This window comes from Dactylosporangium sp. CS-033363, assembly GCF_050942475.1.
Classification (GTDB): Bacteria; Actinomycetota; Actinomycetes; order Mycobacteriales; family Micromonosporaceae; genus Dactylosporangium.
In genome coordinates this window covers 10,827,745-10,849,999 of the sequence record NZ_CP192032.1, presented here as the reverse complement: position 1 = coordinate 10,849,999, position 22,255 = coordinate 10,827,745, and the positions used below count along the sequence as shown (strand labels likewise).

The 22,255-nt window shown below is 69.9% G+C and carries 21 protein-coding genes, 1 tRNA gene and 1 riboswitch; of the genes, 13 read left to right on the top strand and 9 right to left on the bottom strand.

Features of this window, described 5'->3' with window-relative positions; genetic code table 11:
• Positions 1 to 109: 109 nt before the first annotated feature.
• The 3 genes from ACQPZ4_RS50090 to ACQPZ4_RS50080 form a co-directional block, all read right to left on the bottom strand.
• Positions 110 to 538, bottom strand: a complete 429-nt coding sequence (locus ACQPZ4_RS50090; RefSeq protein WP_433053606.1) for a Rieske (2Fe-2S) protein — start codon at positions 536 to 538, stop codon at positions 110 to 112.
• A gap of 17 nt (positions 539 to 555) precedes the next feature.
• Positions 556 to 1,146, bottom strand: coding sequence for a DUF6529 family protein (locus ACQPZ4_RS50085; RefSeq protein WP_433053603.1), 591 nt, complete (start codon positions 1,144 to 1,146; stop codon positions 556 to 558).
• Between the two features lie 421 nt (positions 1,147 to 1,567).
• Positions 1,568 to 2,254 (bottom strand): hypothetical protein, encoded by a 687-nt coding sequence (locus ACQPZ4_RS50080; RefSeq protein WP_433053600.1) that lies wholly within the window; start codon positions 2,252 to 2,254, stop codon positions 1,568 to 1,570.
• Between the two features lie 247 nt (positions 2,255 to 2,501).
• Between ACQPZ4_RS50080 and ACQPZ4_RS50075 the strand changes: the two genes are divergently transcribed.
• From ACQPZ4_RS50075 to ACQPZ4_RS50045, 7 genes are all read left to right on the top strand, one after another.
• Positions 2,502 to 4,406 carry an adenylate/guanylate cyclase domain-containing protein gene (locus ACQPZ4_RS50075; RefSeq protein ID WP_433053597.1) on the top strand — a complete coding sequence of 635 codons (1,905 nt, stop codon included), beginning with the start codon at positions 2,502 to 2,504 and terminating at the stop codon, positions 4,404 to 4,406.
• Complete coding sequence (locus ACQPZ4_RS50070) at positions 4,403 to 5,059, top strand: Crp/Fnr family transcriptional regulator (RefSeq protein ID WP_433053594.1); 657 nt, start codon at positions 4,403 to 4,405, stop codon at positions 5,057 to 5,059. The genes ACQPZ4_RS50075 and ACQPZ4_RS50070 overlap by 4 nt, the downstream gene beginning before the upstream one ends.
• Before the next feature lie 150 nt (positions 5,060 to 5,209).
• Positions 5,210 to 7,573: an immune inhibitor A domain-containing protein gene (locus tag ACQPZ4_RS50065; RefSeq protein WP_433053590.1), complete on the top strand. Its 2,364-nt coding sequence runs from the start codon at positions 5,210 to 5,212 to the stop codon at positions 7,571 to 7,573.
• A 50-nt stretch (positions 7,574 to 7,623) separates the two neighbouring features.
• On the top strand, positions 7,624 to 8,037 hold the full coding sequence (locus ACQPZ4_RS50060) for a hypothetical protein (RefSeq protein WP_433053587.1): 414 nt from the start codon (positions 7,624 to 7,626) through the stop codon (positions 8,035 to 8,037).
• Positions 8,038 to 8,071: 34 nt separating this feature from the next.
• Positions 8,072 to 8,653, top strand: a complete 582-nt coding sequence (locus tag ACQPZ4_RS50055; protein WP_433053585.1) for a DsbA family protein — start codon at positions 8,072 to 8,074, stop codon at positions 8,651 to 8,653.
• A gap of 368 nt (positions 8,654 to 9,021) precedes the next feature.
• Positions 9,022 to 9,648, top strand: coding sequence for a GOLPH3/VPS74 family protein (locus ACQPZ4_RS50050; protein ID WP_433053582.1), 627 nt, complete (start codon positions 9,022 to 9,024; stop codon positions 9,646 to 9,648).
• Between the two features lie 59 nt (positions 9,649 to 9,707).
• Positions 9,708 to 11,216 carry an APC family permease gene (locus ACQPZ4_RS50045; protein ID WP_433053579.1) on the top strand — a complete coding sequence of 503 codons (1,509 nt, stop codon included), beginning with the start codon at positions 9,708 to 9,710 and terminating at the stop codon, positions 11,214 to 11,216.
• 53 nt (positions 11,217 to 11,269) lie between these two features.
• Here ACQPZ4_RS50045 and ACQPZ4_RS50040 read toward each other — a convergent pair whose 3' ends face one another.
• The 3 genes from ACQPZ4_RS50040 to ACQPZ4_RS50030 all read right to left on the bottom strand — a co-directional run bounded on the left by ACQPZ4_RS50040 (position 11,270) and on the right by ACQPZ4_RS50030 (position 13,786).
• Positions 11,270 to 11,464, bottom strand: a complete 195-nt coding sequence (locus ACQPZ4_RS50040) for a hypothetical protein (protein ID WP_433053576.1) — start codon at positions 11,462 to 11,464, stop codon at positions 11,270 to 11,272.
• Positions 11,461 to 12,531: a LacI family DNA-binding transcriptional regulator gene (locus ACQPZ4_RS50035; protein ID WP_433053573.1), complete on the bottom strand. Its 1,071-nt coding sequence runs from the start codon at positions 12,529 to 12,531 to the stop codon at positions 11,461 to 11,463. Before ACQPZ4_RS50035 ends, ACQPZ4_RS50040 begins: the two co-directional genes overlap by 4 nt.
• A gap of 142 nt (positions 12,532 to 12,673) precedes the next feature.
• Complete coding sequence (locus ACQPZ4_RS50030; protein ID WP_433053570.1) at positions 12,674 to 13,786, bottom strand: MBL fold metallo-hydrolase; 1,113 nt, start codon at positions 13,784 to 13,786, stop codon at positions 12,674 to 12,676.
• Positions 13,787 to 14,053: 267 nt separating this feature from the next.
• Between ACQPZ4_RS50030 and ACQPZ4_RS50025 the strand changes: the two genes are divergently transcribed.
• Positions 14,054 to 15,373, top strand: a complete 1,320-nt coding sequence (locus tag ACQPZ4_RS50025; RefSeq protein WP_433053567.1) for a helix-hairpin-helix domain-containing protein — start codon at positions 14,054 to 14,056, stop codon at positions 15,371 to 15,373.
• Positions 15,373 to 16,449 carry an OmpA family protein gene (locus ACQPZ4_RS50020; protein ID WP_433053564.1) on the top strand — a complete coding sequence of 359 codons (1,077 nt, stop codon included), beginning with the start codon at positions 15,373 to 15,375 and terminating at the stop codon, positions 16,447 to 16,449. Before ACQPZ4_RS50025 ends, ACQPZ4_RS50020 begins: the two co-directional genes overlap by 1 nt.
• A gap of 37 nt (positions 16,450 to 16,486) precedes the next feature.
• On the opposite strand, the gene ACQPZ4_RS50015 is transcribed toward ACQPZ4_RS50020, so the two are convergent.
• Complete coding sequence (locus ACQPZ4_RS50015) at positions 16,487 to 17,686, bottom strand: serine hydrolase domain-containing protein (protein WP_433053561.1); 1,200 nt, start codon at positions 17,684 to 17,686, stop codon at positions 16,487 to 16,489.
• 129 nt (positions 17,687 to 17,815) lie between these two features.
• Here ACQPZ4_RS50015 and ACQPZ4_RS50010 point away from each other — a divergent pair, with 129 nt between their 5' ends.
• From ACQPZ4_RS50010 to ACQPZ4_RS50000, 3 genes are all read left to right on the top strand, one after another.
• On the top strand, positions 17,816 to 18,682 hold the full coding sequence (locus tag ACQPZ4_RS50010) for a LysR family transcriptional regulator (RefSeq protein ID WP_433053558.1): 867 nt from the start codon (positions 17,816 to 17,818) through the stop codon (positions 18,680 to 18,682).
• 84 nt (positions 18,683 to 18,766) lie between these two features.
• The gene (locus tag ACQPZ4_RS50005; protein ID WP_433053555.1) at positions 18,767 to 19,042 is read left to right on the top strand and encodes a type II toxin-antitoxin system Phd/YefM family antitoxin; all 276 of its coding nucleotides are present in this window, start codon (positions 18,767 to 18,769) and stop codon (positions 19,040 to 19,042) included.
• A complete protein-coding gene (locus ACQPZ4_RS50000; RefSeq protein ID WP_433053552.1) occupies positions 19,039 to 19,293 on the top strand; it encodes a Txe/YoeB family addiction module toxin in 255 nt (84 codons plus the stop codon). Before ACQPZ4_RS50005 ends, ACQPZ4_RS50000 begins: the two co-directional genes overlap by 4 nt.
• A 182-nt stretch (positions 19,294 to 19,475) precedes the next feature.
• Here ACQPZ4_RS50000 and ACQPZ4_RS49995 read toward each other — a convergent pair.
• Together ACQPZ4_RS49995 and ACQPZ4_RS49990 are read right to left on the bottom strand one after the other, a co-directional pair.
• A tRNA-Lys gene (locus ACQPZ4_RS49995) sits at positions 19,476 to 19,547 on the bottom strand.
• Positions 19,548 to 19,665: 118 nt separating this feature from the next.
• Positions 19,666 to 20,769: a glycoside hydrolase family 19 protein gene (locus ACQPZ4_RS49990; protein ID WP_433053549.1), complete on the bottom strand. Its 1,104-nt coding sequence runs from the start codon at positions 20,767 to 20,769 to the stop codon at positions 19,666 to 19,668.
• Between the two features lie 247 nt (positions 20,770 to 21,016).
• A riboswitch (cyclic di-AMP (ydaO/yuaA leader) is annotated at positions 21,017 to 21,163 on the top strand.
• Between the two features lie 63 nt (positions 21,164 to 21,226).
• Here ACQPZ4_RS49990 and ACQPZ4_RS49985 point away from each other — a divergent pair.
• Positions 21,227 to 22,195, top strand: a complete 969-nt coding sequence (locus tag ACQPZ4_RS49985; protein ID WP_433053546.1) for a coiled-coil domain-containing protein — start codon at positions 21,227 to 21,229, stop codon at positions 22,193 to 22,195.
• The last annotated feature ends 60 nt before the right edge of the window (positions 22,196 to 22,255 follow it).

Below are 22,255 nucleotides of genomic sequence, written 5' to 3'. Positions count from 1 at the left end.
CGGATGTGTGGCGGGGCGGCTCGGAGTCAGTGGGTGGGTGGGCGACGACAGGCGAGCGCCCGCCAAAGGTCCTGTGTGGACGGTTGGCGGGCGCTCGATCCTGTGGGAGTCAGGCTTTGGAGATGGCGTCGTCCGTCACCTTGATGGGGATGGTGGCCAGGGGCTTCTTGGCGGGGCCGGCGGCTACCGCGCCGTCGGTGAGCTTGAAGCGGCTGCCGTGGCAGGGGCAGTTGATGGTGCCTTCCGCGACTTCGCCGACTACGCAGCCGGCGTGGGTGCAGATGGCGGTGAAGCAGCGGAAGGTGCCGGCGGTGGGTTGGGTTATGACGAGTTCTTGGTCCGGGAAGATCTTGCCGCCGCCTACCGGGATGTCGGTGGGTTTGGCCAAGGGGGTGCCTGGCTGGGGATCCGACTTCGTGGGAGTGGCGGGTTGGGCGTTGGCGGTGTCCAGGCCGTACGCGGCGCAGCCCGAGAGGGTGGTCGCTACGCCGATCGCGCCGGCGCCGGCCAGCAGGGTGCGGCGGGTGGAGGTGCGCATGGTTCTTCCAGTCCCTTTCAGAGCTTGACGCCGAAGGTGGTGAAGAACCACAGGGCGGAGGTGACGAACAGGCCGGACAGCGCGGTGAAGACGAGGCCGCCCAGGACCGGGAGGGCCCAGCCGGGGACGCCCTTCCTGGTGAGGATCAGCATCTTGGCCGCGAAGGCGCCGTAGAAGAAGCAGCCGAGGAGGGAGTGCAGGAGGACGCGGGTGTTGTAGTCGTCGAAGCCGAGCGCGTACAGGCAGTGCAGGGCCACGGGAATGGAGGCGATGAAGGCCAGGCGACCCGACCAGCGGTGGACGGGGCCCAGCCAGGGGGCGTCCTTGAAGAGGTGGAGCTTGCCGTACATGACGAGGGCGGTGAACAGCTGGACCAGGGCCAGCAGGAAGGCGAGGGTAGCCAGCCAGACCTTGACCGTTGCCGGGCTTGAGAAGCCGGCGAGGTTGACGGCTACGCCCGTTGGTTCGTGGAGCTTGCCGTAGACGCCGATGCCGGCGGCGATCAGGCAGGCGACCAGGAACGGGACGATCAGAGTGGCCGCGGTTTTCGGGCTCGTCGGGGCAAAGACCGCCGCCGGCGTGTCCGCCGAAGCGCCAGGGGCAGGCAAAGCGGTGGCCGGGAAAGAAGGAGGGGCAGCGGAAGGGGAGACCGGCAAAGAAGAAGCGGGCGCCGGGGCCGGAGCGAAGACCGATGCCGAAGCCACCACGCGGTCAGCAGGCGCCGACGCGGGGGAGACGGCCGAAGTGGAGACCGGAGGAGAGGAGACCGGGAAAGGGGAGATGGGAGAAGAGGGGACAGGAGACGGGATCGGGCCGGTGTAGGAAGGCAGACCCGTCGGCGCCGAGTAGGGCTGTGCGCCCAAGGAGGGCAACGGGTCGACCGTGAAGGACTGCGGTGGCAGGGCGAAAGGTGCCTGCCCCGACGACGGGGGGAGCGGGGACGGGTCGGGGATGGGAGGGAACTCCACCCGCTTGCGTGGCGAGTCGTCCGGAGGGTTGGTCGGGGCGGACATGTCGGGGCTCCTGGGCTCAGTATCCGGACGCGGGGCTGGTCGGCTCGATGGTCACGTTCGTGCCGTCGACCACGGCAGTCTTGTTGTTCACGTCGAAGGGCGGGGCCGGCTGGAGGACGCCGTTGCGGTTCTGCACGCCCACCTGGGTGCCGTCCGGCAGGACGATCCAGCTCGCGTCGAGCTTCTTGCGGAGGCTGGTCTGCGAGCGGTACAGGCCGGAGGGAGGAGCGACCGCCTTGAGCGTGAAGGTGTAGGTCTTCGCGCCCGCGGTCACGGTGCCCTTGATCTGGCCCGGGGTGTAGGTGGCGACGAGCTTCCCGGTGAGCTTGGCGCTGTTGAGCTGCGCCTCGCCGTTGGCCATGTCGCCGTCCATCCAGGACTCGGCGGCCTTGCCGTCGCAGACGTAGGCGATCGCCTTGCCGTTGTGGACGACCACGCCGAGCGACGCCGCGCCGCCGTCCACGGCGCCCGCGTATGTGATGGTGCCGGTCTGCGCCGCCTTCCCGGAGCCGTCGCCCGGGGCCGATGAGGCCGCGGCGGGGGTCGGGGTGGGCGAAGGAGCAGCCGAAGCGGCCGGCGGGGGCTGGGTCTCCGCGGCGTTGTTGCGCGACAAGTCGTTGCCGACGCTGACATTCATGCCGTACAGCACGCCGGCCACCAGGACGCCGGCGCCCAAGGTCAGAAGCGGTGCCTTGAATTTCATGATGACTCCCACAGGTTGGCGGCACCCGCAAAGGTGCCGGTGACTTATGGAACCGAGGATCGCCGGGCCTGTCTGCGTCGAAAGACGCACAACGGAGACGCCGCGAATGTCCAGAACGAGACGGGCCGGATCCGCCCGGAAGGTGCGACCCTTATCGCTGCCACGGCGCAACAAAAAACCCAGCAGCGCACCAAACCCAAGAGCGCACCAAAACCCAACAGCGCAACAAAAACCCAAGGAGGCGCAGATGCCACGCGTCATCGTTTGGGCGGCGCATCTCGCGCTGCCGCTCGCCGGGCTCTGGCTCCTGCTCAGCCGGCCCGGCACCGACGTGATCTGGCAGCATCACGAGGCGCATTTCTGGCTCGTGCTCATCGTGGCGGCGATCAATGTCGTCGTCGGGGTGGCCATGAGCATCGCGGCGAAGCGGCGGGCCGACGGGCGGCTGTTCCTGGTCTCGCTGGTGTTTCTCGCCGCGGCCGGGTTTCTCTTCGCGCATGCGCTGGCCACGCCGGGCGTGCTGATCGGGCATCCCAACGCCGGGTTCGATCAGTCGATGGCCGTCGGGCTCATCGTCGGGTCGGTGCTCGCGGTGTTGTCGTCGCTGCCGTTGAAGGCGGGCATCACCGGCTGGCAGCTCGCGCTGCGGGTCGCGCTCGGAATCCTGTTGTTCGTCTGGATCGTGTGGTCGCTGTCGGACCTGCCGCCGCTGTCCCGGCAGGACCAGATTCGCGACGTCGAGGGGCCGCTGGTCTGGGTGTCGTGGGTCGCCGTGGCGCTGTACGTGGGGGCGGCGGTGCGCTTCTTCCTGCTGTACCGGAGAAATCCCGGGGCCGTGCTGATTTCGGTCGTGACCGCGTTCGCGCTGCTGGCCGAGGCGATGGTCACCGTCACGCTGGCCGACAAGTGGCGGCTGTCGTGGTGGGAGTGGCACCTCATCCTGACGGCGGCGTTCCTGTTCGTGGCGTACAGCGCCTACGTGCAGTACCGCCGCGAAGGAACGGCATCGGGGCTCTTCGACGGGATCGCGATGGCCGCGACCAACCGGCGGATCCGCGAGCAGTATGCGGCCGCGCTGGAAGAGCTGGTGGCCGCGCTGCAGGAGTCCGAGCAGGGTGCGGCGCCCGAGCGGCTGGCGGCGCGGATGGCCGAGCGGTTCGGGCTGACCGAGAAGCAGGCCGAGGTGCTGGACCGGGCGGCCGCGGCGCTGGTGGCCGAGCGGGAACTGTCGGAGCGGCTCGGCGCCCTGGTCGCGGTGGGCGAGCAGGCGCGGGTCGGGGCCGGCGAGCAGGAGTTCCTCGAAAATGCTGTCGCGGCGGTGCGCGGGTCATTCGGCGAGGTCAAAGTGAACCTGATCGCTGACGGCAAGATCGAGGACCAGCCAGACGCCTTGCCACTGACGGTGAAGAACATCAAGGCCGGTGCCGTCGCGATTCCGACGACCACGCGGGATGAGCTGCGCCAGACGCTCGCGCATCAACTGTCGATCGGACTGGAAAACGCGCGCTTGTACGGCGAACTCTCCACCCTGTTCCGCCAGTACATGTCCCCGGACGTCGCCGCCGCGCTGCTCGCCGATCCGGATCAGGCGGCGCTGGGCGGACGGCTGGTCGACGTGACCGCACTGTTCGCGGATCTGCGCGGCTTCACGACGTTCTCCGAGGCCGTCGAGCCGGGCGACATCGTGGAGATGCTCAACCGGTACCACGGCGTCGCGGTTCCTTGCATTCTCGACAACGGCGGGACCATTGTGCAGTTCGTCGGGGACGCGCTGCTGGCGCTGTTCAACGCGCCCGCGCGGCAGGAGGACCACGAGGCGCGCGCGGTGCGGGCGGCGCTGCAGATGCAGGAGGCGGTGCGCGGGATCGCCGAGGGGCACCCCGACTGGCCGCGGTTCCGCGTCGGGGCGAACACCGGGCCCGCGCTGGTGGGCAACATCGGCAGCGAGTTGCTGCGCGGGTTCAACGCGATGGGCGACGCGGTGAACGTGGCCGCGCGGCTGCAGACGGTCGCCGAGCCCGGGCAGGTGGTGATCGGCGGGGTCACGTTCGACGCGATCGCCGAACGGGTCGCCGCGACGCCGCTGGGCGAGCTGGAAGTGAAAGGTCGCCGACAGACAGTCCGGGCATATGTGGTGGAGACTTTGGCGTGACCGAGTTCTTCGATCTTCTGCACGCCGACGAGCAGGCCGCACTGGAGGCCGCCGGGCATCGCAAGCAGTGGCGGCGGGCGGCGGTGATCTTCCGCGAGGCGAGCCCGTCCGAGGCGGTGGTCATCCTGCGCTCCGGGCGGGTCAAGGTCTCCTCCGACACCGCTTCAGGGACCGAGGTTGTACTGGCCGTGCGCGGCCCGGGCGCGCTGCTCGGCGAGCTCTCGGCGATCGACGGCGGCCTCATGTCGGCGACCGTGACCGCGCTGGAGCCGGTGACCGCGCTGTCGGTGCCGTCGCCGGACTTCGAGCGCTACCTGCTCGGGCACGCGCGCGTGTCGTTCCTGCTGATGCGCGAGCTGACCCGCCGGCTGCGCGACGCCGACCGCAAGCGCATCGAGTTCGGCGCGTACGACACCACGGGCCGGGTCGCGGCGCGGCTCGTCGAGCTGTCCGAGCGGTTCGGCGAGCGGACCCCGGAGGGGCTGCGGATCAGCCTGCCGCTGTCACAGGACGAGCTGGCCGGCTGGACCGGCTCGTCGCGCGAGGCGGTCACGAAGGCCCTGCGCACGCTGCGTGAGGAGGGGCTCATCCAGACCGGACGACTCCACGTGATCGTCCATGATCTCGATGCGCTCAGAGACCGGGCTCAATAGACGGGCGGACCCTTGTTTTGACCCTTGCAACTATGCGCATACCCCGCTGTTGATCTTCGAGGGCCTCGGTGAGCACCTAGTCTTCCGCGTCAGGTGCATCGAGGCATCGACACAGGGCCTCGGTGCTGAAGCCCCACCAGGGAGGTACCTGTGCGTAAGTTGACCGTGGGACTGCTCAGTCTCACGCTCGCGTCGGGGATGGGGGTGTTCGTCGGAGGTGGCGCGGCCTTTGCCGTGCCGGCGCAGCAGTCGCCCTCCGTCGACGCCGCGGCCCCGTCCGACGAGTTGCCCAACCCGTTGGAGGACAAGCGGCGCGACTCTCGTGAGGTCGCTCTCTCGCAGGTCCTCAACGGCCAGGCGCAGACCGAGAAGCGCGGCGCGAGCACGGTCGTGAAGATCGGCAACGGCAACAAGGGCAAGGGGCACGTCGACAAGTACGTCGAGCTGAGCCGCGAGAAGACCGACAAGATCTTCGTGGTGCTCGCCGAGTTCGGCGACCAGCGCCACCCGAACTACCCGGACCAGGACACGGCCCCGGCCATCGCCGGCCCGGCGACGTTCAACGGCCCGCTGCACAACGCGATCCCGCAGCCGGACCGCAGCCGCGACAACTCGACCATCTGGAAGCAGGACTTCAGCAAGCAGTACTTCGAGAACATGTACTTCGCCTCCGGCAACGGGGCGGAGTCGCTCAAGACGTACTACGAGAAGCAGTCCTCCGGCCGGTACAGCGTCGAGGGCATGGTCACCGACTGGGTGAAGGTGCCGTACAACGAGGCCCGGTACGGCCGCAGCAACGGCTACCCGTGCGCCGGCAACGTCTGCAGCAACACCTGGAACCTGATCCAGGACGCGATCAACGCCTGGGTCGCCGGGCAGCAGGCCCAGGGCAAGTCCGACGCCGACATCAAGGCGACGCTGGCCTCCTACGACCAGTGGGACCGCTTCGACTACGACGGCGACGGCAACTTCAACGAGCCCGACGGCTACATCGACCACTTCCAGATCGTGCACTCGGGCGGCGACCAGGCCGACGGTGACCTCCAGCAGGGCGAGGACGCGATCTGGAGCCACCGCTGGGCGGCGTTCCAGAACTTCACCAGCGGGCCGGACTTCAACAAGCTCGGTGGCACCCAGATCGGCAACACCGGCCTGTGGGTGCGCGACTACACGATCCAGCCGGAGAACGGCGGCCTGAGCGTGTTCGCGCACGAGTACGGCCACGACCTCGGCCTGCCGGACCACTACGACACCTCGGGCGCCGGCGGCAACGCCGAAAACCCGGTGAGCTGGTGGACGATCATGGCGCAGAGCCGGGTGAGCCTGCCCAGCGACAACGGGATCGCGGCCCGCGCGGCCGACCTCGGCGCCTGGGACAAGCTGCAGCTCGGCTGGCTGGACTACACGTCGGTCAACGCCGGCAAGACGAAGCTGATCGACCTCGGCCCGCACGAGTACAACAGCAAGAAGCCGCAGGCGGTCGTCGTCGTCCTGCCGAAGAAGAAGGTCTCCACCCCGCTGCCGACCCCACCGGAGGGCACCAAGTCCTGGTGGAGCGGCTCGGGCAACGACCTCGACAACTCGCTGACCCGCAACGTCTCGATTCCGGCCGGCACCACGACGCTGTCGCTGCAGGCCAACTGGGACATCGAGGACTGCGGCCCGGACGCGTGTGACTACGCGTACGTCGAGGTCGACGACGGCACCGGCTTCAAGGCCATCCCCGGCTCGATCACCACCGCGGCCGAGGGCAACGGCATCGACGGCACCAGTGCCGGCTGGGTGCCGGCGACGTTCGACCTGTCGGCGTTCGCCGGCAAGACGGTCGGGCTGCGCTTCCGGTACTTCACCGACCCGGCCGCGGGCGGCCAGGGCTTCTTCGCCGACAACATCGCCATCACCAACGGCGGTTCCACGGTGTTCGCCGACGGGGCCGAGAACGGCCTCAACGGCTGGACCGCGGTCGGCTTCTCCGCCGTCGGCAACTCGCTGACGACGGAGTACGACAACTACTACATCGCCTCGCACCGCACGTACGAGTCGTTCGACAAGTACATGAAGACCGGCCCGTACAACTTCGGCTTCGCCGACCGGCCGCAGTACGTCGAGCACTTCCCGTACGAGCAGGGTCTCCTGGTCACCTACTGGGACACCTCGTACAGCGACAACAACACCAGCCAGCACCACGGTGAGGGTCTGATCCTGCCGATCGACTCGCACCCCGACCTCATGCTCAAGGCCGACGGGACGCCGTGGCGCCCGCGGGTCCAGGGCTTCGACGCGCCGTTCTCGTTCGCGAAGACGGACTCGTTCACCCTGCACTCGGGCGCGAACAACGCGCCGAGCCGGCTCGGCGGCCAGTGGGGCAACCCGCTGTTCGACGACAGCAGGAGCTACTACCGTGAGGACCCGGCGACCAGCACCTACTACGGCGTGAAGGTTCCGAAGAACGGCGTGAAGATCTTCGCGCTGCTGGAGAACGGCACGTCGATGGCGGTCCTCGTCACCGGCTGAGCGGGAACCGATTGAACCGGGAGGAGGTCCAAGTGGGTATGAAAGCTCCCTTGGGCCTCCTCTTGGCGGTTTTGATGTTGGCGAGTTGTGCTGATGGATCCGATAAATCCGGACAGAACGCCGCCGAGCCCGCATCGCCGCCGAGCGCGGCAACGAGCAATGCGCCGAGCACCGCGCCGAGCGCCGCCGAAGATACGATCAGCATTCCGCCCGGCGCGCCGAAAACGACCAAGGTCGAGCCCCCGACCGACGATTTCCAGCAAGTGGTCGCAACAGGCAAAATCAGGGTCGCCGGTACGTGCATCGAGCTGATCACCGACCAACTGCACTGGGTCCTCATCGGCCCCCCGGTGGCGCAACTCCGCGACGGCCAGCAGGTCAAGGTCACCGGCGTGCCGAACCCGAACCGCGAGACCGGGTGCAACGGCAGCCCGCTGCTGGTCTCCGCCGTCCAGCCGGGGTGATGTGCCCGCGGCGGCGCGGGCGAACCGTTGAAGAATGACCACCACTCCCTTCCAGGTCTCGGTGCCCCGGCTCACGGTGCCGGTGACCGCCGACGACCACACCGCCGGCCCGGCGAACGCCCCCGTGTCGCTGGTCGAATACGGCGACTTCCAGTGCCCGTACTGCGGAATGGCCCACGCGATCCTGCAGGACCTCATGCGGCTTCGGCGGGAGACCGTGCGGTACACGTGGCGGCACTTTCCTCTGACGAACGTGCATCCCTATGCCGATCTCGCCGCGGAGGTCGCCGAGGCCGCCGCCGTGCGTGAGGCCTTCTGGCCGATGCGGGACTGGCTGTTCGCCAACCAGTCGGGGATCAACCCGCGGCGCCTCATGGTCGGCGTCGAGCGGCTCGGCCTGCCCTCGGCCGAGGTCGGCGACGAGGTCGGGGCCCACCTCTACCTGGACCGGGTCCGCCGCGACCTGGTCGGCGGGGTGCGCAGCGGCGTGGCCGGCACCCCCACGTTCTTCGTCAACGGCATCCGCCACGACGGCGGCTACGCGCTGGACGATCTTCTCGAGGCGGTGGACCAGGCGGCCGAGTCCGCCGAGCGCCGGGGCGACTACCGAACGTAGTTCGTCGCACATTACGCAGCGCATTCGTTCGGCGGGCGGTGACATCACCGCCCGCCGATCAGACGTGTGCCGGCATTGCCCGGCGAATTCGTACGGTAATCGACCGCGCTCGACTGTGGAAATTACGGACATCACGGTGTGTGAAATAGCGGCGGGCGACATCCGTCTATTCGGCATTGGTGGACCGCGTTAATCCGATTTTGCGCCCGTACGGTTGCGGTCGGTCAATGCACAGTGCATGCTTTCGCGTTGGGTCGCACGGTCTTTCGGGCCCTAAGTGTTCTGATCACGGGTTTTGGGGACCGTGAGCCGAACGGGGTGCGGGCCCCGTCGGCGAGGGCGACGATGGGTGACGGGTACGCGCTCCGATGCTGCTGGCCGATGACTTCTTCTTGATAGCGCACGACGACCGGGACGGACGGTCCCGCATTTCCGCGCGCGCGATGGAGCTCGGGCTGGCCGGTGCGCTGCTCGGCGAGCTGGTGCTCGAGCAGCGGATCACCGTCGAGGGGCCGCGCATGCGGGTGCTCAGCGGCGAGCCGCCGGGCGACCCCCTGGCCCACACCAACCTGGCCACCATGATCGCCGAGGTGCAGCACCGCGAAGTGCGCACCTGGCTGCAGTTCCTCGGGCGCACGGCGGTCGACGACGTCGGCACCCGCCTGGCCCGGGCCGGACTGGTGGAGCAGACCCAGGTGCGGCGGCTGCTGCGGTCCTCGACCCGCTGGCTGCCCACCGACGTGAACCTTCCGGCCGGGCGGGTGGTGCGCCTGCGCCGCCTGCTCACCGGCTTCGAGCCCATGCGGGTGGCGGACACGACGCTCGCCGGCCTCGCCGAGGCGACCGGGCTGACCGGTCACATCCTCTGGGACGGCGACCCGGCGGGCGGACGACGGATTCAATACGCGATCGGCGCCCTGCCGCCACCGCTGCGCGACCTGATCCTCCAGGTCGAGTCGGCGGTCGGCGACGCGGTGCTGTCGCAACGCGGGTGACGGCGCGGTTTCGGACTTTCCTCTCCCCTTCCCCCCTCACAAAACCCCCTGGAGGACCGATGTCCGCAACGTCGCCTACGCGACCGAGCGTGGTATCACAGGCACTCGCCCGCGACCGGCTGGGCGTGCCGTCCGTCATCATGTTCGCCCTGACCGCGGCAGCGCCGCTGATGGTCGTGGGCGCACTCGTCTCGACCGGCTGGGGCGTCGTCGGCACGACCGGCTTCCCCCTCGCCTTCCTGATCATCGCGGTGATCCTCGCGCTGTTCAGCTTCGGCTACGTCGCGATGTCGCGGCACATCACCAACGCGGGCGCGTTCTACTCGTACATCGCGCAGGGCCTCGGCCGGCCGCTGGGCGTCGGCGGGGCCATGGTGGCCCTGGTCGCCTACAACCTGCTGCAGGTCGGCCTGTACGGCGCGTTCGGCTTCTTCCTCTCGGGCCTGCTCGAGCAGAAGGCGGACCTCAAGGTCGACTGGTGGATCCTGGCCCTGGTCCTGTGGCTGTTCATCGCGGTCCTGGGCCTGCTGCGGGTCGACGTCAACAGCAAGGTCCTCATGATCCTGCTCGGCGCCGAGCTGATCGTGGTGACCATCTTCGACGTGATCTTCTTCAGCCACCCGGCCGGCGGCTCGCTGAGCTTCGAGCCGTGGACCTGGGGCGCGCTGAAGGACTCCGCCGGCCCGGCCTTCGCGGTCGCGACCACGGCGTTCGTCGGCTTCGAGGCCGCGCCGGTCTTCTCCGAGGAGGCCCGCAGCAAGAACCGCACGGTCGCCGTGGCCACCTTCCTGGGCCTCGGGGTCATGCTGCTGTCGTACTCCCTGACGAGCTGGGCCGCCTCCGCCAGCATGGGCGTCGGCGACACCGTGACCAAGGCCCAGCAGACCCTCGACCAGGGCGGTCCGTTCTTCATCACGCTGGTGGAGAAGGGCGGCGACTGGACCGGCGACGTCGGCACCGTCCTGCTCATCACGAGCATCGCGGCGGCCGCCCTGAGCTACCACAACACGACCGCGCGGTACGCCTTCGCGCTGGGCCGTGAGCGGGTCCTCCCGTCGTTCTTCGGCCGCACCCGGGCCCGCTCGGGCGCCCCGATGGCCGGCTCGCTGTTCCAGACGATCATCGCCGCGGCCACCATCGTGCTGTTCGCGGTGGCCGGCTGGGACCCGATGGTGAACCTGTTCTTCTGGCTGGGCACCTCGGGCGGCGTCGGCGTGCTGCTGCTCGTCGCGGCCACGTCCCTCTCGGTGATCTTCTACTTCGCGCGGGACGGCCGCGGTGAGAACCCGTGGTCGCGGCTGATCGCCCCGATCCTGGCCACCATCGCCCTCGGCTATGTGATGTGGCAGGTGTTCGACAACTTCGGCCTGTTGCTCGGCATCCCGCCGGGCACGGACAACGTCGCCGTCTGGGCGTTCCCGACGGCGTACGGCGTGGCCGCGGTCATCGGCATCATCTGGGCGCTCATCCTGCGCGGCCTCAACAAGGCCGACTACGACGCCATCGGGCTCGGCGCCCGGGCCAACACGGCCCGGGTCGAGTCCACGGAGTCGGTCGAGGTTCGTTAAGCACCAAAAAGGAGGGGGCAGGCCGCGTGGCCTGCCCCCTTTTTTCAACCGCGTTAGCCGTACGTCAGCGCCGGCGTGGGCTCGACTCGGTCGGCCGCCGCGCGCAGCGTGCGGGCCGCGAAGCCGCGCACCTTCTGCATCGTGACCGACTCGGGGCGGCGGTCGTCGACGACCGGGGCGTTCGGCAGGGCCGAGCGGGCCTCCGAGTGCACGGCCTCGAGTGAGATGATCATGGCGATCGGGATCATGACTGCTCCTTGGTGGTATTGGGACCGGTGGTCGCCCTGACCACCAGCGATACGGGCAGCGTCAGGCGACGCCGCGCCGGGTCCTCGGGCGGGTCGAGCAGGAGCTCGCCCGCGAGCCGCCCGCGCTCGACGCTGGGCTGGCGGATGGTGGTGAGCCCGGCCGGCTCGGCCTCGTCGATGTCGTCGAAGCCGGTGACCGAGACGTCCCGGCCGGGCCGCAGGCCCCGCACGCGCAGCGCGTCGAGCACGCCGAGCGCCAGGACGTCGGACGTGGTCAGGATGGCCGTGGCCCGGTCGAGCCGGTCCAGCGCCTGGGCCGCCGCGGCCGCCCCCTCGTCGCGGCTGTTGTCCGCCGCGTTGATGAGCAGCACCCGGCCCCAGGCGATCCCGGCCTCGGCGAACGCGTCGCGGAAGCCGCGGACCCGCTGGCCGGTGACGTAGTAGCGCAGCGCGTCCGGATCGGCGTCCACCGGCCCGGTCACGCCCGCGTCGACGATCCAGTGCGCGACCACCGCGATGTCCCGGTGCCCCAGCCGGGCGATGTGCTCGCCCAGCCGGTGCGCGGCCGCGCGCTCGTCGATGCCGACGTAGCCGGCGTCGGGGCCGAACGCGTCCGGGTCCTCGCCGATCACGATCGGCACGTTGCGGGCGCGGATCAGCTCCAGCGCGATGTGCCAGTCCGGCACGCAGTACAGGCAGAAGGCGTCGACCGCCGCGTTGCTGATCACCCGGCGGCCCGCCTCGGGGTCCTTGGGCAGGTTCAGCAGCAGCAGCGACGTCTCCCGGGCCGAGGCCGCCTCGGCCAGCCCGCGCAGGTAGGCCACCGCGTAGGGGTCGGTGAACGCCATCGACAGGTTGTCGGTGAGCAGCACCCCGATCGCGTTGACCTTGCCGCGGCGCAGCGACCGGGCCGTCGGGTTGGGACCCGAGTAGCCCAGCCGCTCGGCCGCCGCGAGGATGCGGGATCGCAGGTCGGGGGAGAGCTGATCCGGCCGGCTGTACGCGTTGGAGACGGTGCTCCGCGACACGCCCAGCTCGTCGGCGATGGTCTGCAAGGTGGCCGCCACGATCGGGATCCCTCCCCTCCGCTGTATCGATCCAGAACCTTCTGTATCGATACAGTACGCCGGTCGGCCCGGGGCCTGCCAGGGGTTTGCCGGGTCCTGGCATGTGGGCCGCAACACGTGCTCTGAGCTGGGCTTTTAAAGCTCACGCAACAGAGCGCCACCACGGTTCAAGAGCCGGTAACGCGTCGATGTCGATCCGGTCACCTGGGCGGGGCACCACGAGCTCGATGTCCCGCGCGCGGGCCTCCTCGGCCAGCCGGTCGACCGGCTCCGACCACGCGTGCAGCGCGAGGTTGAACGTGCACCAGTGCAGCGGGATGAGCACCCCCGCGCGCACGTCCAGGTGGGCGCTGGCGCCGTCCTCCGGCTTCATGTGGATGTCCGGCCAGGCGTCGTTGTAGGCGCCGACCTGGATCAGCGAGACGTCGAACGGGCCGAGGTTTTCACCGATCCGCTTGTACCCGTCGAAATAGCCGGAATCGCCCGTGTAGAACAGGCTCCGGTGCGCCCCCTTGACCGCCCACGACGCCCAGAGCGTGCCGTCGCGGGTGAACCGGCGGCCCGAGAAGTGCCGCGCGGCGGTCGCGGTCAGCGTGACCCCGCGGATGTCCACCTGCTCGTCCCAGTCCAGTTCGACCAGGCGATCCTCCGGTACGCCCCACCGCTCCAGATGTGCACCCACGCCCAGCGGCACCAGGAACGGCGCCTGCTGGGTGCGCTGCAACGCCCGGATCGAGGCCAGGTCGAGGTGGTCGTAGTGGTCGTGCGAGATGACCACGGCGTCGATGCGCGGCAGCTCCTCGATCGGCAGCGGCATCGGGTGCAGCCGCTTCGGCCCGAGGAACGAGGTCGGCGAGCAGCGCTCGCTCCACACCGGGTCGAACAGCACCCGCACGCCCTCGATCTCCACCAGCGCGGTCGAGTGGCCCAGCCAGGTCACGTGCAGCCCGTCCGGGGCCAGCCGGCCGCCGAGGTCCGGCCGCCGCACCGGGATCACCCCGAGCGGCTTGCGCCGCTGCTTGCCCGTGACCAGCTCGACGAACGCGTCCCGCATCGCGTGCGGCGGCAGGATGTCGGGCGGCACCGTGTTCACGAACCGGTCGCCGCCGTACTGCGGTGAGCGCCGCATCCGGTCCGCCCGCGTCCCGCCCGGAACCGCTCCGAGCTGCGCCGGGAGATCACGCAGCGCCCACGCGACGCCGCCGGCGGCCGCTGCCACCGCGGCCCAGGCGAGCACCCGAGTCGTCTTCCCCATTGCTCCGTCGCCTCCAGTTGTGGTGAGGTTCAGCACCCGTCCGTTTCGATTTTCTCTCGGCCCTCCGGTCGGCCGGGCACCGGCAGAGCCCCTTCGAAAGCCCCCGATCTGCGGAAACGTCGATCAACAGGCCCTTGAGCGGTGATAACGGGCGGGTGTACGGCATCCGCTTGGCCCTGTTGCCAGATGTCCAGGTGTGCAAGGCTGCCCGCGAACTCCCACTTCGCGCGCATGCACGCGTAGGTCACTTTCCCCCGGAGGCCTGTCGTGGTCTGGTACACCAACCAGTCACTCCTGTTGATCCTGCTCGCGTTCCTGCTCGGTCTGCTGGTCGGCTACCTCTGGTGGGGCCTGCGCCTGCGCCGGGTCCGGTCGTCCGAATCCGTCACCGAGTCCACCACAGCGGCGCCGCCCGCGCGCGCCGTCTCGTCCGAATCCCCGGCACCGGCTTCGGCCGCGCCCATCGCGGCGGCGGTGGCCGATCCGGAGCCCATCGCAGAACCAGCCCCTTCGCCGGTACCGGCTGAGCCCGCACCCACCGCGCAACCCGAACCGGTCGCCGCCTTCCAGTCCGAGCCCGTCGCCACTGTAGAGCCCTCCGCCACGGCCGAGCCGCTCGCCGAGCCGCTCGCCGAGCCGCTCGCCGAGCCGCTCGCCGAGCCTCTCGCCGAGCCCGAGCCGGTCGTCGTGACTGAGGACCCGGCTGTCGAGGAGCCTGTCGCGGCTGAGGAGCCGGAGGCCGTCGACGCGGACCTCGTGGCCGACGTGGAGTCCGCGTTCGCGGCGCCGCCGTCGCCCCAGGACGAGCTCGAGCGGATCGAGGGCATCGGCCCGAAGATCGCGGCGGCGCTGCGGGCGGCCGGCATCTCGACGTACGAGCAGCTCGCGGCGGCCGACCGGTCCACTGTGGAAGACGCGCTGGACAAGGCCAACCTGCGGTTCGCGCCGAGCCTCGGGACGTGGTCGCAGCAGGCCCGGCTGCTCGCCGACGGGGACGAGGCCGGCTTCAAGGCCCTCACCGACCGCCTGATCGCGGGCCGCGAGGTCACCGCGAAGACCGAGCCGCTCGTCGAGGAGCCCGCGGCCGTCGCCGTCGAGGAGCCGGTCGTCGAGGAGCCGGCGGCCGTCGTGGTCGAGGAGCCCATCGCGGCCGAGCCCATCGCGGCCGAGCCCATCGCGGCCGAGCCTGAGCCGGTCGTCGAAGAGCCCGTCGCGGTGGAGCCCGAGCCCGTCGTGGAAGAGCCGGTCGCGGCCGAGCCCGAGCCCGTCGTGGAAGAGCCCGTCGTGGCCGTTCCCGCGCAGGCCGAGCCGGTCGAGGACGTCGAGCCCGACAACCTGCAGCGCATCGAGGGCATCGGGCCCAAGATGTCGAAGGCGCTGATCGCGGCGGGCATCAGGACGTACCGGCAGCTGGCGGACGCGGATGTCGACACCCTCCGCACCGCGATCGAGGCGGCCGGCCTCCGCTTCGCGCCCAGCATCTTCACCTGGGCCCGCCAGGCCGCCCACCTCGCCGACGGGGACGAGGAGGGCTTCGCCGATCTGACGCGCCGCCTCGTCGCCGGCCGCGACACCGGGCGGGCGTGATGGCGGGCACCACCCGTACGACATCGACGAGTGGCTGGGAGATCCGCAAGCGCAGCCCGTGGATCCCGATCGGCGTCGCCGTCGTGGGGCTGGCGGCGCTGGTGGTGACGTTCGAGGTACCACATCGGCATGCGGTCGAGGACAAGCTGACCGACCGCACCAAGGTCGCGCTCAGCGACGCCGGGATCGATGCCGAGGTGAAGTTCGTCGGGCGGGACGGCACCGTCAAGGTGGGCTCGGCCGACGAGAAGGACAAGGCCCGCGACGTCGCGCTGGGCGTCGAGGGCGTCCGCGTGGTCGAGGTCCAGGCCCCGCCCAAGGTCGAGACCCCGGCGGTCGTCCAGCAGCAGTCGATCTCGGTGAAGCTGCTCGTCGACAACGGCAAGGTGACGCTCACCGGCACCGTGCCGGCCGAGGGCGACCGGGCCAAGCTCGGCGACGCGGCCAAGCAGGCCTTCGGGGCCGAGAACGTGCAGGACAACCTGACCGTCGACGCCGCGCGGGCGGCCGACGACACCGACCTGGCCGGCCTCGGCGCGGTGGCGGCGGCGTTGGGCAAGGACGCCAAGGCGGGCGTCGTGGACTTGACCGATCATGTGGTCACGCTTACGGGTACCGTCGCGTCTCAGGAAGTCAAGGACAAGGCCGAAACCGCTGCGAAGGCGGCGGCCAAGTCGGGCACCGTGCGCAACGAGCTGGTCGTGGGCCAGGCGGCCGCGCCGGAGCAGGTGCAGACCCAGCTGGTCGCGCTGCCGACGGTCGAGTTCGAGAACAACAGCGCGACGCTCACCGCACAGGGCCGGGCCGTGGTCGAGAACGCGGCCTCGATCCTGAAGGCCAACCCGAACATCAAGGTGAGCATCGAGGGCCACACCGACCTCACCGGCACGGCCGAGCGCAACCAGACGCTGAGCGAGAACCGCGCGCGCACCGTCCTGGACACGCTGGTCTCGCTCGGCATCTCGGCGGACCGGCTGTCCTCGAAGGGCTTCGGCGAGAGCCGCCCGAAGGTCCAGGGCACCGACGCCACCGCCAACGCCGTGAACCGCCGGGTCGAGTTCATCGTCCAGCAGTAGACGAGTGGGGCCCGGTCCTTCGCGACCGGGCCCTGCTTCAGTCGTCGAGGCTGCGGTACACCGTCGTCCAGAAGTCGTGCATCGCCTGGATCGAGTCCGGCACCGAGGCTCCCACCTGCGTCAACAGGATGCCGACGAGCTGGTTCGCGGGATCGGCGTAGGTCGAGGTCCCGCTGCCGCCGTCCCAGCCGAACTGTCCGACGGGCGCGTAGTCGCCGCGGTACGTGCGCACCGCCATGCCGAAGCCCCAGCCCCCGTGCTGCCCCTGCCCGAACGAGATGTGCACGTTGTCGCGGGCCAGCTCGTCCCGCGCGGCCTGCGGACCGGGCGCCAGCCGGTTGGTGGTCATCAGCTCGACCGCCGCCCGCGACAGGATCCGCTCGCCGCCGTGCCGGCCGTGGTTGAGCAGCATCCGGAAGTACGCGAGATAGTCGTCGGCGGTCGACACCAGCCCCCCGCCGCCGCCCGGAAACGCCGGGGGAGCGCTGTGCCGCCCGCCCTCGGCCGGATCCCACACGTGAAACTCCCCGCTCTGCGGATCGGGCGCGTACAGCGGCGGCAGCCGATCCATCTTGTCGCCCGGCACGTCGAACCCGGTGTCCCGCATCCCCAGCGGCTCGAAGACGCGCTCCCGCAGGAACGTCTCGAACGGCCGCCCCGACACCCGGGCCACCAGCACCCCGAGCAGATCACTGGCGATGTGGTACTGCCACCGCTCCCCCGGCTGATACATCAGCGGCAACTCCCCGAGCCGCCGCATCCACTCGTCCGGCGCGGGCATCGGCGTCGGCAGGTTCGGCGTGAGCCCCTGCTCGAACACGGCCCCCATGATCGGCGTACCGAGCGCCGTCATGTCCATCCCGAGCCCGAACGTCGACGTCAGCACGTCCCGCACGGTGATCGGCCGCCGCGCCGGCACCGTGTCGTCCAGCGGAGCGTCGATCCGGCTCAGCACCCGCCGCCCGGCCAGCTCCGGCAGCCACCGCTCGACCGTGTCGTCCAGCCGCAGCCGGCACTCGTCGAGCAACACCATCGCCGCCGCCACCGTGACCGGCTTGGACGTGGACGCCATCCGGAAGATCGCGTCCCGCCGCATCGGCGCACCCCCGCCGTGCGCCATGGTCCCGAGCACCTCGACGTGCGTCTCGTCCCCCCGGCTCACCAGCGCGACCAGCCCTGGAATCCGTCCCGACTCGACATGCCGCCCAAGCACCTCGCGCAGCCCGCGTCCCACCATGCCCAACCCCCTCGGGTACCGCCCGACCTCCGCCGAGCTGCCCACGAGCATGGCCGCCACCAGCGACGGGACCAAGGAGCAAGATCGGTAGAGTCTGTTAACCCAGCGATGAAGAATGGGGGCCGCTGCGTGGAGCTCCGGGACATCGAGATCTTCCTGACCCTGGCCGAGGAACTCCACTTCGGTCGCACGGCGGAGAAGCTCCACGTCACCCCGGCCAGGGTGAGCCAGGCCGTGAAGAAGCAGGAGCGGTACATCGGCGCCCCGCTCTTCGAACGCACCACCCGCACCGTGCGCCTGACTCCGGCGGGCCGGCGGCTGCTGGAGGAGCTGGCTCCCGGGTACCGCCAGATCATCGACGGCATCCGCACCGTGACCGCCTCGGTCGCCGGCGTGCACGGCGTTCTGACCATCGGCGCCATGGGCCCCCAGGCACTGCGCCTCCGCCCCGTCCGCGCGCTGCTGCAGTCCCGCCACCCGGCGCTGGAACTGCGGGTCCGCGACATCCAGGCCACCGCTCCCTTGGCCGAGCTCCGCGCGGACGCGGTGGACGTGGCGCTGGTGTGGCGCCCCGTGCGCGAGCCGGACATCACGGTCGGCCCGGTCACCCACACCTCTTCGATCGTCCTGATGGTCGGCGCGACTCACCCGCTGGCCGGCCGAGCGACGATCGGCTGGGAGGACCTGGGCGACTGCACGGTGCTGAGCGGAACTTCCGTGCCGCCCTCGATGGAGGAGACCTTCCACCCGCGCCGTACCCCGGCCGGGCGCCCGATCGCCCGGGGGCCGGCGGTCTCGGGGTGGCATGAGCAGCTCACCACGGTGGCCGACGGGCGGTTCGTGTGCGCCGTGGTTGCGGAGGCCGAGCGCTTCTATCCGTGGCCGGGCATCGCGTACCTGCCGATCCGCGACGCCGCCCCGTGCGAGTGGACCCTGGCGTGGCGCACCGCGAAGGATTCCCCCGCGATCCAGGCCCTGGCCGCAGCCGCCGCCTGACGCGCGCGCTCCGGGTCCGCTCAGTCCCGCGCCGTCCGGCGCGATCGGTTGTACAATTTCTTGTACGTTCGATTTGGGGGGCTCATGCGCACCGTCAGTTATTCAGAGGTCCGGCAGAACCTGGCCAAGGTCCTCGACCAGGTCGTCGACGACGCCGAAGAGGTCGTGGTGACCCGCTCCGGGCATGAGGCTGCGGTCATCATCTCCTTGCGCGAGTACGAGTCCCTGAAGGCGACGGCGTACCTGATGGCGAGCCCCGCGAACGCCCGCCGCCTCAACGAGGCCGTCGAGGAGCTCCGCGCCGGCGGCGGCGAGATCCGCGACCTGGTCGATCCGGACGGCAGCACGGAAGCGGCGTGAAGGTCCAGTTCGCCTCCCGTGGCTGGGAGGACTATGTGAGCTGGCAGCAGAACCGCCAGATGCTCCGCCGGGTCAACCAGCTGATCGAGGACATCCGCCGCAACGGCCACGAGGGCATCGGCAAGCCCGAGCAGCTGCGCGGCAACTGGGCCGGCTTCTGGTCCCGGCGCATCGACCAGGAACACCGGCTGGTCTATCGCATCGTTGACGATGTAGTCCAGATCGCGCAGTGCCGCTACCACTACGAGTAGCTCGACCCCTTCGGGCCCTCCGTATGCCGTCGTCCATTCGCCTGTTGGCGTTGCCTGGACGACGGGCTCTCGATCGGCGATCTGCCCGGGCTGCTCAGCCCCGCGCGGCCCGGCGCTCAAGTCGCAGATCGTGAGGGGGTGCGGGTGGAGGCGAAGCCTCCCCCGCCTTTCCAGGGAACCAGTGGGCCGCCAGGGACTCGAACCCTGAACCTACGGATTAAAAGTCCGCAGCTCTGCCATTGAGCTAGCAGCCCGCGCCCAACAGGGTACCCTGTCCCGCCCCGCCAACTCGCGCGTGTTTCCCCGCGACATGCGGCGGCGGCCCCCCACACCCCAGGGAGGCCGCCGCCAAGGAAAACGAACAGGTGAGCATCAGCAGGACAGCGAGCCTGCCCCCACGCCGGTGCCGAGGATGCCCACGAAGCGCTGGTAAGCCTGCACGCGGCTCTGGACCTGGGCCGGGTTGCGGCCGCCGCACTCCAGGCTGCCGTTGATGCTGCGGATGGTCTCGCCGAAGCCGGCGCCGTTGACCATGGCGTTGTGCGGGGTCATGGTGCCCGGGCCGCTCTGGGTATTCCAGTACCAGAGGGCGGTCTTCCAGGCCACGGCGGAATCGGTCTGGACCAGGTTCGGGTTGTGCAGCAGGTCGATGCCCAGCGCGTCGCCCGCGGCCTTGTAGTTGAAGTTCCACGACAGCTGGATCGGGCCGCGGCCGTAGTACGCCGCCTGGCCGGCCGGGCAGCCGTAGGACTGGCTCGTGTCGCAGTAGTGGGGGTAGTTGGCCGTGTTCTGCTCCACGACGTAGACCAGGCCGCCGGTCTCGTGGTTCACGTTGGCCAGGAACGCCGCGGCCTCCTGCTTGCGCTGGTCGTCCGAGCCGGTCTTGGCGAAGCCGGGGTACGCCGAGAGCGCCGCCACCAGGCCCGAGTACGTGTAGAACGAGTTCCGGCCCGGGAACATCTGGTTGAACTGCGCCTCGCTCACCACGAAGGAGCCGCTGGAGGGCGGAGGCGTGGTCCCACCACCGGAGCCGGAGCCGGAGCAGGTGTACGGGTCCCAGTACCAAGTGGAGATGACCGGGCTGTATCCGGGGTTCTCGTGCTCGGCGATGTAGAACTTGCCGTCCGTGAACTTGACGATGTCGCCCGTCACGTAGTTGCGGCCCTGGACCCACGCCGGGAAGCTGCAGCCGCCCGCGGAACCCGTCTGGGTCGGGGGCTGGGGCGAGGAGCCGCCGCACGAGCCCTGGTCCTGCCACACGCCGGTGTTGCCGGGCGGGGCCTCGTTCTGGGTCCACCACTTGGCGAGGTAGTTGTGGCCATTGCGGGAGACCGTGGCGCCCCCGGTGTAGACCGCTGTTGCGGACCACGCGGGTGAGCATGAGGCGGCCGACGCGGGCAGCATGTTGAAGACCGCGACCACCCCGCCCACCAGGGTCACCGCGGCGAGCATGGCCAGCACCCGCACTCTCGACACCGTCGATCAACTCCTTCGCACGTCGTCTGACCGGCCCATAGGACCAGCCCGCGACGCGGAGGAGAGCGAACGTCATCGTTTTATGAAGAATATTTACGGTTGCGTTGAGGCAGGCCCAAACGGAGTGATGTGAGTCACTCAACCCAAGGTCGAGCGATCTCCGCACAAACGGTGCGGTGCGCAAAGGAGGCGCCCTGGGTACAGTGACCCACGGTCACGTCCATGCGGGCACCGCCCCCGGTGCCGGGCGTGGCTGCCGCCCAATCGCCACCCGTGGCGAGCCGGGGACCCACCGTAACGTTGGGGTGAATCCAACCCTCTCCCGGGAGGGTGGTAGGGGTCGTTCCGTCCCGAACCCGTCAGCTAACTCGGTCGGCGGCCGACGGAAGGAACAACGAACCAGATGTCATCGCGACATCCCTACCGGCGTGTAATCGTAGCGCTACTGGCGGCATTCGTGCTCGGGGGGCTCGCCGCCACGCCCGCCGCGGCCGAGCCGGGCGGGGACACCGGCGACGAGGGTTCCAGCGCGAACCCGACCCTCGGCTCAGTGCTCGAGGACAGCACCCGCGCCTGGTCCGAGGCCAAGGAGAAGTTCGACGCCTCGGTCAAGCGCCAGGGCGAGCTCACCGCGCAGCTGCAGAAGACCGAGGCCCAGCTGGCCACGGTCCAGGAGCAGGTGGCCGCGATCGCCGTCGCGGCGTACCGCACCGGGCCCCTCACCACGTTCGCCGCGCTGATGGACTCGGGCAGCCCGGACAGCTTCGCCGAGCGGGCCGGGTCGATCAACCAGATCGCCCACCACAACGACAACCTGCTGCACGAGCTCAAGCAGCTCAAGGAGAGCCAGGCCGCGCAGAAGAAGGCCCTCGAGGACGAGGTCGCCGCGCAGCAGCAGCAGGTCCAGACCATGGAACAGAAGAAGAAGGACGCGGAGAACGCCCTGAAGCTGGCCGGCGGGCCGAGCAAGGGCTTCGTCTCCGCGAACCTGCCCACCGCCGAGGCCGTCCCGCGCACGGCCAGCGGGGGGCTGCCGAAGGAGTCGTGCAACGTCAACGACCCCACGACCACCGGCTGCATCACCCCGCGCATGCTCCACGCCATGCAGCAGGCGCAGAAGGACGGCTTCAAGCGGTTCGTGTCCTGCTTCCGGCCGAGCGGGCCGTACGAGCACCCCAAGGGGCGCGCGTGTGACTTCTCGGTGCAGACGAAGTCCGGATTCGGCGGGGTCGCCTCAGGCGGTGACTTCGTCTACGGCAGCACGCTGGCCGCGTACTTCGTCAAGAACGCCCAGCAACTCGGCGTGATGTACGTGATCTGGTTCAAGGAGATCTGGACACCCGCGGTCGGCTGGCACCATTACAGCGGCGTCGCCGGTGATCCCTCCAGTGATCACACGAACCACGTGCACCTCTCGATTCTCTAAAAAGCCTCACAAACGCGGGCGGCCGGCCGATGGGGAAACCGTCGACCGGCCGTTTCGCGC

Excerpts from the sequence above, each read along its gene's own strand:
- ACQPZ4_RS50090 (WP_433053606.1), bottom strand. The coding sequence starts at position 538 with ATGCGCACCTCCACCCGCCGCACCCTGCTGGCCGGCGCCGGCGCGATC.
- ACQPZ4_RS50080 (WP_433053600.1), bottom strand. The coding sequence starts at position 2,254 with ATGAAATTCAAGGCACCGCTTCTGACCTTGGGCGCCGGCGTCCTGGTG.
- ACQPZ4_RS50075 (WP_433053597.1), top strand. The coding sequence starts at position 2,502 with ATGCCACGCGTCATCGTTTGGGCGGCGCATCTCGCGCTGCCGCTCGCC.
- ACQPZ4_RS50055 (WP_433053585.1), top strand. The coding sequence starts at position 8,072 with ATGACCACCACTCCCTTCCAGGTCTCGGTGCCCCGGCTCACGGTGCCG.
- ACQPZ4_RS50050 (WP_433053582.1), top strand. The coding sequence starts at position 9,022 with ATGCTGCTGGCCGATGACTTCTTCTTGATAGCGCACGACGACCGGGAC.
- ACQPZ4_RS50045 (WP_433053579.1), top strand. The coding sequence starts at position 9,708 with ATGTCCGCAACGTCGCCTACGCGACCGAGCGTGGTATCACAGGCACTC.
- ACQPZ4_RS50040 (WP_433053576.1), bottom strand. The coding sequence starts at position 11,464 with ATGATCCCGATCGCCATGATCATCTCACTCGAGGCCGTGCACTCGGAG.
- ACQPZ4_RS50030 (WP_433053570.1), bottom strand. The coding sequence starts at position 13,786 with ATGGGGAAGACGACTCGGGTGCTCGCCTGGGCCGCGGTGGCAGCGGCC.
- ACQPZ4_RS50020 (WP_433053564.1), top strand. The coding sequence starts at position 15,373 with ATGGCGGGCACCACCCGTACGACATCGACGAGTGGCTGGGAGATCCGC.
- ACQPZ4_RS50015 (WP_433053561.1), bottom strand. The coding sequence starts at position 17,686 with ATGGTGGGACGCGGGCTGCGCGAGGTGCTTGGGCGGCATGTCGAGTCG.
- ACQPZ4_RS50005 (WP_433053555.1), top strand. The coding sequence starts at position 18,767 with ATGCGCACCGTCAGTTATTCAGAGGTCCGGCAGAACCTGGCCAAGGTC.